This is a genomic window from Streptomyces solincola (assembly GCF_002982015.1).
Lineage (GTDB): Bacteria > Actinomycetota > Actinomycetes > Streptomycetales > Streptomycetaceae > Streptomyces > Streptomyces solincola.
Genome location: NZ_PVLV01000308.1, coordinates 1 through 7112, shown reverse-complemented (window position 1 = coordinate 7112; position 7112 = coordinate 1). Strand labels below are relative to the sequence as shown.

The 7112-nt window shown below is 70.1% G+C and carries 8 protein-coding genes; 5 read left to right on the top strand and 3 right to left on the bottom strand.

The window, feature by feature from the left end; genetic code table 11:
* Positions 1-194: 194 nt before the first annotated feature.
* The 4 genes from C6N75_RS19985 to C6N75_RS19970 all read left to right on the top strand — a co-directional run bounded on the left by C6N75_RS19985 (position 195) and on the right by C6N75_RS19970 (position 3475).
* Positions 195-986, top strand: coding sequence for an ABC transporter ATP-binding protein (locus tag C6N75_RS19985; protein WP_105870285.1), 792 nt, complete (start codon positions 195-197; stop codon positions 984-986).
* Between the two features lie 115 nt (positions 987-1101).
* Positions 1102-1530: an NfeD family protein gene (locus C6N75_RS19980; protein ID WP_105870284.1), complete on the top strand. Its 429-nt coding sequence runs from the start codon at positions 1102-1104 to the stop codon at positions 1528-1530.
* 148 nt (positions 1531-1678) lie between these two features.
* Positions 1679-2635 (top strand): SPFH domain-containing protein, encoded by a 957-nt coding sequence (locus C6N75_RS19975; RefSeq protein WP_105870283.1) that lies wholly within the window; start codon positions 1679-1681, stop codon positions 2633-2635.
* Positions 2636-2707: 72 nt separating this feature from the next.
* The gene (locus C6N75_RS19970; RefSeq protein ID WP_105870282.1) at positions 2708-3475 is read left to right on the top strand and encodes a sulfite exporter TauE/SafE family protein; all 768 of its coding nucleotides are present in this window, start codon (positions 2708-2710) and stop codon (positions 3473-3475) included.
* Between the two features lie 65 nt (positions 3476-3540).
* Here C6N75_RS19970 and C6N75_RS19965 read toward each other — a convergent pair whose 3' ends face one another.
* The 3 genes from C6N75_RS19965 to C6N75_RS19955 all read right to left on the bottom strand — a co-directional run bounded on the left by C6N75_RS19965 (position 3541) and on the right by C6N75_RS19955 (position 5761).
* Complete coding sequence (locus C6N75_RS19965) at positions 3541-4086, bottom strand: HNH endonuclease (protein ID WP_105870281.1); 546 nt, start codon at positions 4084-4086, stop codon at positions 3541-3543.
* A gap of 262 nt (positions 4087-4348) precedes the next feature.
* The gene (locus C6N75_RS19960) at positions 4349-4888 is read right to left on the bottom strand and encodes a YbhB/YbcL family Raf kinase inhibitor-like protein (RefSeq protein WP_105870280.1); all 540 of its coding nucleotides are present in this window, start codon (positions 4886-4888) and stop codon (positions 4349-4351) included.
* 90 nt (positions 4889-4978) lie between these two features.
* Positions 4979-5761, bottom strand: a complete 783-nt coding sequence (locus C6N75_RS19955; protein WP_105870286.1) for a sporulation protein — start codon at positions 5759-5761, stop codon at positions 4979-4981.
* 132 nt (positions 5762-5893) lie between these two features.
* Here C6N75_RS19955 and C6N75_RS19950 point away from each other — a divergent pair, with 132 nt between their 5' ends.
* Positions 5894-6544: a DNA-3-methyladenine glycosylase gene (locus tag C6N75_RS19950; protein WP_105870279.1), complete on the top strand. Its 651-nt coding sequence runs from the start codon at positions 5894-5896 to the stop codon at positions 6542-6544.
* Positions 6545-7112 lie beyond the last annotated feature (568 nt).

Here is a 7112-nt window from a genome sequence, read left to right as displayed (position 1 = left end):
GTTCCGAGAGCATCCCCCCAGCCTAGATCCCGGCCCCGCCCCCCGACCCAGGCCGCCCATGGCCGGATCCGATGGCCGGATCCGGCCCTCGCGCCCGGGCCGCTCCACCGGTGGCGTAGGTTTTCCCTGGACGCCGCGCCCACCGGCGCACGCGCCGACGAGAGACCCGACCGCAAAGGGGAGACAACGCGCTCATGAGCGATGTACTGGAGCTGGTGGACGTATCCGTGGTCCGCGACGGACGCGCTCTGGTGGACGACGTCTCCTGGTCGGTCAAGGAAGGCGAGCGCTGGGTGATCCTCGGCCCCAACGGCGCCGGCAAGACCACCCTCCTCAACGTCGCCTCCAGCTACCTCTTCCCCAGCCGCGGCACCGCCCGCATCCTCGGCGAGCAGCTCGGCCGGGTCGACGTCTTCGACCTGCGCCCCCGCATCGGCATGGCCGGCATCGCCATGGCCGACAAGCTGCCCAGGCGCCAGACCGTCCTGGAGACGGTGCTGACCGCCGCGTACGGCATGACCGCCACCTGGAACGAGGACTACGACACCGTCGACGAGGAGCGGGCCCGCGCCTTCCTCGACCGGCTCGGCATGACCGAGTACCTCGACCGCCGCTTCGGCACCCTCTCCGAGGGCGAGCGCAAGCGCACCCTCATCGCCCGCGCCATGATGACCGACCCCGAACTGCTGCTCCTCGACGAGCCCGCCGCCGGCCTCGACCTCGGCGGCCGCGAGGACCTGGTGCGCCGCCTCGGCCGGCTCGCCCGCGACCCCTACGCCCCCTCCATGCTGATGGTCACCCACCACGTCGAAGAGATCCCCCCGGGCTTCACCCACGTCCTGATGATCCGCCAGGGCAAGGTCCTCGCCGCCGGCCCCATGGAGATGGAGCTGACCTCCCGCAACCTCTCCCTCTGCTTCGGTCTGCCCCTGGTGGTCGAGCACGTCGGCGAGCGCTACACCGCCCAGGGCCTCCCGCTCTCCTGACCGGACTCCCGGCACCGAACAGCCGTTCACCGCGCACCCCTTGACGGGGCGTCGCACACCGGCGGGAGCCCACCGCGCCCTGTCCCGCCCCGCCCCGGCCACCTACCATGACCTGGTGGACATCGACGCATGGGTGTGGTGGCTGATCGGCGCGGTGGGGCTCGGCATCCCGCTCGTGCTCACCGCGATGCCGGAGTTCGGGATGTTTTCCCTCGGCGCGATAGCCGGGGCCGTCACCGCGGCCCTCGGCTTCGGCGTCGTCGCGCAGGTACTGGTCTTCGTCGTCGTCTCCGTGGCGCTCATCGCCGTGGTGCGGCCCATCGCCGCCCGCCACCGCGACGCCCGCCCCCAGCACGCCACCGGCGTCGACGCCCTGAGAGGCCGCCAGGCCGTCGTCCTGGAACGGGTCGACGGCGACGGCGGCCGCATCAAGCTCGCCGGCGAGATCTGGTCCGCCCGCGCCCTGGACGCCGACGCGGTCTACGAGCCCGGCCAGAAGGTCGACGTCGCCGAGATCGACGGAGCCACCGCCGTCGTCATCTGACGGCCGCCTGACACCCCTTCGGCCGAAGGGGCACACGCACGCCCGCGCATCTGGGAAACTCGATCTCGATCAAGAAGAGTCCTCGATCACGAGTCAGAGCCAACCGGCAGCGACCGGCAACCGGCAGCGAAGGGGCACGGGAAGCACGATGCCATCGGTCATCATCGTCCTGGTCATTCTGGTGGTGCTTGTCTTCATCGCCCTGATCAAGACCATCCAGGTCATCCCACAGGCCAGCGCGGCCATCGTGGAGCGCTTCGGACGCTACACCCGCACCCTCAACGCGGGCCTCAACATCGTCGTCCCGTTCATCGACTCCATCCGCAACCGCATCGACCTGCGCGAACAGGTCGTCCCCTTCCCGCCCCAGCCCGTCATCACCCAGGACAACCTGGTCGTCAACATCGACACCGTCATCTACTACCAGGTGACCGACGCCCGGGCCGCCACCTACGAGGTAGCCAGCTACATCCAGGCCATCGAGCAGCTCACCGTCACCACCCTGCGCAACATCATCGGCGGCATGGACCTGGAGCGCACCCTCACCTCCCGCGAGGAGATCAACGCGGCCCTGCGCGGCGTCCTCGACGAAGCCACCGGCAAATGGGGCATCCGCGTCAACCGCGTCGAGCTGAAGGCCATCGAACCGCCCACCTCCATCCAGGACTCGATGGAGAAGCAGATGCGCGCCGACCGCGACAAGCGCGCCGCCATCCTCACCGCCGAGGGCATCCGCCAGTCCCAGATCCTCACCGCCGAGGGCGAGAAGCAGTCCGCCATCCTCCGCGCCGAGGGCGAGGCCAAGGCCGCCGCCCTGCGCGCCGAGGGCGAGGCCCAGGCCGTCCGCACCGTCTTCGAGGCCATCCACGCCGGCGACCCGGACCAGAAGCTCCTCTCCTACCAGTACCTCCAGATGCTCCCCAAGATCGCCGAAGGCGACGCCAACAAGCTCTGGATCGTGCCCAGCGAGATCGGCGACGCACTCAAGGGCCTCTCCGGCGCCTTCGGCAACCTCGGCAACGGCGCCGCCGGCTTCAACACCGGCGGCGGCAGCGGCAAGGCCGGCCCCCCGGCGCAGCGCCGCGAGGAACCCCCGGTCGACTGACCCACCCGCCCTTCGTGCATGATCGGTGCCGGACGCGACCGGCACCGATCACGTACGAACGAAGGGCCCACCTTGACCATCTGGGAGATGCTCGCGGTCTTCGCCGCGGGCATCGGAGCCGGCACCATCAACACCATCGTCGGCTCCGGAACGCTCATCACCTTCCCGGTGCTCCTGGCCACCGGACTGCCCCCGGTCACCGCCACCGTCTCCAACGCCCTCGGCCTCATCCCCGGCTCCATCAGCGGCGCCATCGGCTACCGCGCCGAACTCGCCGGCCAGCGCCGCCGCATCCTGCGCCTGGGCATCGCCGCCGCCATCGGCGGACTCGGCGGAGCGGTCCTGCTCCTGCTGCTGCCCTCCACCGCCTTCGAGACGATCGTCCCCGTCCTCGTCGCCCTCGCCCTGGTCCTGGTCATCCTCCAGCCCCGCATCAGCCGGGCCGTCCAGCGCCGCCGCGAGCTCCGCGAGACCGAGAGCACCCAGACCGGCGGCCCGCTGCTGTTCACCGCCCTGCTCCTGGCCAGCGTCTACGGCGGCTACTTCACCGCCGCCCAGGGGATCATCTACCTCTCCCTCATGGGCATGCTGCTCGACGACACCCTCCAGCGCCTCAACGCCGTCAAGAACGTCCTCGCGGCCATCGTCAACAGCATCGCCGCGCTGTTCTTCCTCTTCGTCGCCCACTTCGACTGGACCGCCGTCGTGCTCATCGCCGTCGGCTCCACGATCGGCGGCCAGATCGGCGCCACCGTCGGCCGCCGCCTGCCGCCCACCGTCCTGCGCGGCATCATCCTCGTCGTCGGCACCCTCGCCATCGTCCAGCTCCTGCTGCGCTGACGTCGTACAAGGGCTGACGTCGTACGAGGAAGGGGCCCGCGGTCACCCGCCGACCCCCGCACACCTCAGGCCGCCGCCGTCGCCACCCCGCCGGCCCCCGCCACCGGGGCCCCGCCGGCCGCCAGCCACTCCGGCAGCAGCACCCGCTCGGCGTTCCGCAGCCCCAGCAGCATCGCCTCCGCCGGGGACGGCACGAACGGCTGGTGCAGCAGCGGCATCCCCGCCTGCTCCGGCGTCCGGTCCGCCTTGCGGTGGTTGTCCTCCGCACACGACGCCACCGTGTTCAGCCAGGTGTCCCCGCCGCCCTGCGCCCGCGGCACCACGTGGTCCACCGTCGTCGCCCGCCGCCCGCAGTACGCGCACCGGTGCTGGTCCCGCACCAGCACCCCCCGCCTCGACCACGGAGCCTGTCTTCGGAACGGCACCCGTACGTAGCGGCACAGCCTGATCACCCGCGGCACCGGCAACTCCACGGCGGCCGCACGCATCCGCAGCCGCGGGTGCTCCTGCTCCACCACGGCCTTGTCCGTGAGCACCAGCACCACCGCACGGTTCAGCGTCACCGTCGACAGCGGCTCGAAGCTCGCATTGAGTACCAGAGTGTCCCGCATCCTGCCCACCTCCCGTGTGCCGGTCCGCCCCCCGGCGGACTCGGACCAACTCTGGCCGGGGCCCGAAAGCAGGACAACGCAATATTCCCGTCCCGCCCCCGCCGGCCCATAACGCGACCGACCGGGCCCACGACAACGAAAAATGCCCGCTTCTGATCTCTCCAAGACCAGAAGCGGGCAAACAACGGGAGAACAACCGGCCCGAACCCGGACCCGACGCGAAAGTGGACGGGACCCGGCCCGGAACCGGACCGGACCGGCGTCAGCCCTCCGCCGGAGCCGCGTACTCCGCCACGAGCTGCGCCCTGCCCAGCGTGTGGAAACGCAGGTTGAACCCGACCGCCGCCGGCGACGCCTCGGTGTCCGGACCCAGCTTCTCCTCGTCCACCGCGTACACCGTGAAGACATACCGGTGCGCCGGGTCACCCGGCGGCGGAGCCGCGCCCCCGAACTCCCGGGAGCCGTAGTCGTTGCGCGCGTGCACCGCGCCCTCCGGCAGCCCCTCGAACTTCCCGCCGCCCGCACCGGCCGGCAGCTCCGTCACCGACGCCGGGATGTCGAACACCACCCAGTGCCAGAAGCCGCTGCCCGTCGGCGCGTCCGGGTCGAAGCAGGTCACGGCGAAGCTCTTGGTCTCCGCCGGGAAACCCTCCCAGCGCAGATGCGGCGAGGTGTCCCCGGCCGCCTGCACCTGGGCGTCGGCCAGTTCGCCCCCGTGCGCCAGGTCATCGCTCACCACCGTGAACGACGGCACGGACGGATGGAAGTCGTGAGGGAGCGGAGCCCTCTGCCCCTCGGCCACGTGTGAACCTCCGTAATCGATCGACTGCCGCCGGGTCGGACCGTCACGGCCGACCCGGCACCCGGCCCCCGGTACCCAGGATGACCGGAATCAGAACCAGTTACGACGACCGCCGACGTCGGCGAGCCACTGGTTCAGGTACGCCACCCAGTCGGTGCCCCGGAAGTCCTCCAACCCCACCTGGAACGCCCGGTAGGAGTCGCTGCCCTCGGCGAACAGCCCCGGCTTCTTGTCCATCTCCAGCACCACGTCCATCTCGCGGCCGTCCGCGACGAACGTGACCTCGACCTCGTTCAGCCCCCGGTACTGCTGCGGCGCGAAGAACTCGATCTCCTGGTAGAACGGCAGCCGCTGCCGCGTCCCGCGGATGTGCCCCCGCTCCATGTCCGCCGCCTTGAAGCGGAAACCGAGCTGGATGAAGGCGTCCAGGATCGCCTGCTGCGCCGGCAGCGGGTGCACGGTGATCGGGTCCAGGTCGCCCGAGTCCACCGCCCGGGCGATCTCCAGCTCGGTGCGCACCCCGATGTCCATACCGCGCAGGTGCTGCCCCGCCACCGCGGTGACCGGCGTCTCCCACGGGATGTCCAGCCCGAACGGCACCACGTGCACCGCGCCCGCCTGGAGATCGAACGCCCCGCCCAGCCTCACCTTGGCGAACTCGATGTCCTGCTTGACCTCCTGGTCACCGCCCTCGACCTCGACCCGCGCCTGCAAACCCACGGACAGCGCCTCGACGCGCTGCTCCACCGAACCGCCCTGAATGCGCACCTCGCCCTGCACCACACCGCCGGGCACCACGTTCGACTCGGTCAGCACCGTCTCCACCGACGCGCCGCCGGCCCCCAGGCTCGCGAGCAGCTTCCTGAACGCCATCTCCACTCCCTCTCTCGTCAGTCCTTCACAGGCGCATACGCACCAGACTCCCGACCGGTTCCCGCGCGGGCCGGCGCCGGGCCGCGCCGAGCAGCCACTGCCCACCGCACGCCGCCAGTACGCTCGGACGACATGATCGAGAGCCCCGAACGCCCCGACCGTACGCCGCTGCCGCGGGACTTCTTCGACCGCCCCGTCCTGGACGTGGCCCCCGACCTGCTCGGACGCACGCTGGTCCGCCGCACCGACGACGGCCCCATCGAACTGAGGATCACCGAGGTAGAGGCGTACGCCGGCGAGACCGACCCCGGCTCGCACGCCTACCGGGGACGCACCGCCCGCAACGCCGTGATGTTCGGACCGCCCGGGCACGCCTACGTCTACTTCACCTACGGCATGTGGCACTGCCTGAACCTGGTCTGCGGCCCCGAGGGCAGCGCGAGCGGTGTCCTCCTGCGCGCGGGGGAGGTACGGGAAGGCCACGAACTCGCCCGCAGGCGCAGGCTTTCGGCCCGATCCGACAAGGAACTGGCCAAAGGGCCGGCCCGTCTGGCGACCGCCCTGGACGTCGACCGCACCCTCGACGGCGCCGACGCCTGCGCCGGCCCGCACGCCCCGCTCGCCGTCCTCACCGGCGGCTCCGTGCCCGCTGACCAGGTCAGCAGCGGACCACGCACCGGCGTCGGCGGCGACGGCGCCACCCACCCCTGGCGCTACTGGATCGACGGCGACCCCACCGTCAGCCCCTACCGGGCGCACACGCCGCGGCGGCGGAGGTCTTGACGAGGCTTGACTTCGCTGTCCCGACCGCCTAATGTCGACCGAGCCGCAAGAGCCGGGCGTGCCGTTCGAGCACCCCGGGAGCGACAAAACCCACCACAGCGATCTTCCTCCTCTTCATTGAGGACGACTTCCGTCATGCCTTGCCGTGCACGGATTTCGCTCCGGCCGGCTCGATTATGAATCGGCGGGGGAAATGGTCTAACGTAGTGAACACGCCGAAAGGCAAAGGCCCTCCAACGGCCACCGGATTCACATTCCAGACCGGAAACGGAACGGAAAGCGAATATGGTAAGGTTGGAAACACGAAGTACCGAATGAAAAGAAGTACCGAAGGGAAACTGCCCGGAGGAAAGCCCGAGAGGGTGAGTACGAAGGAAGCGTCCGTTCCTTGAGAACTCAACAGCGTGCCAAAAGTCAACGCCAGATATGTTGATACCCCGTCCAAGGACCGTCATGGTCTGCGGATGAGGTTCCTTTGAAACACACACAGCGAGGACGCTGTGAACGGTAGAGGGACTATTCCACCTTCTTCCGTTCCACTCTTCACGTGATGTGTCACCGGATTACC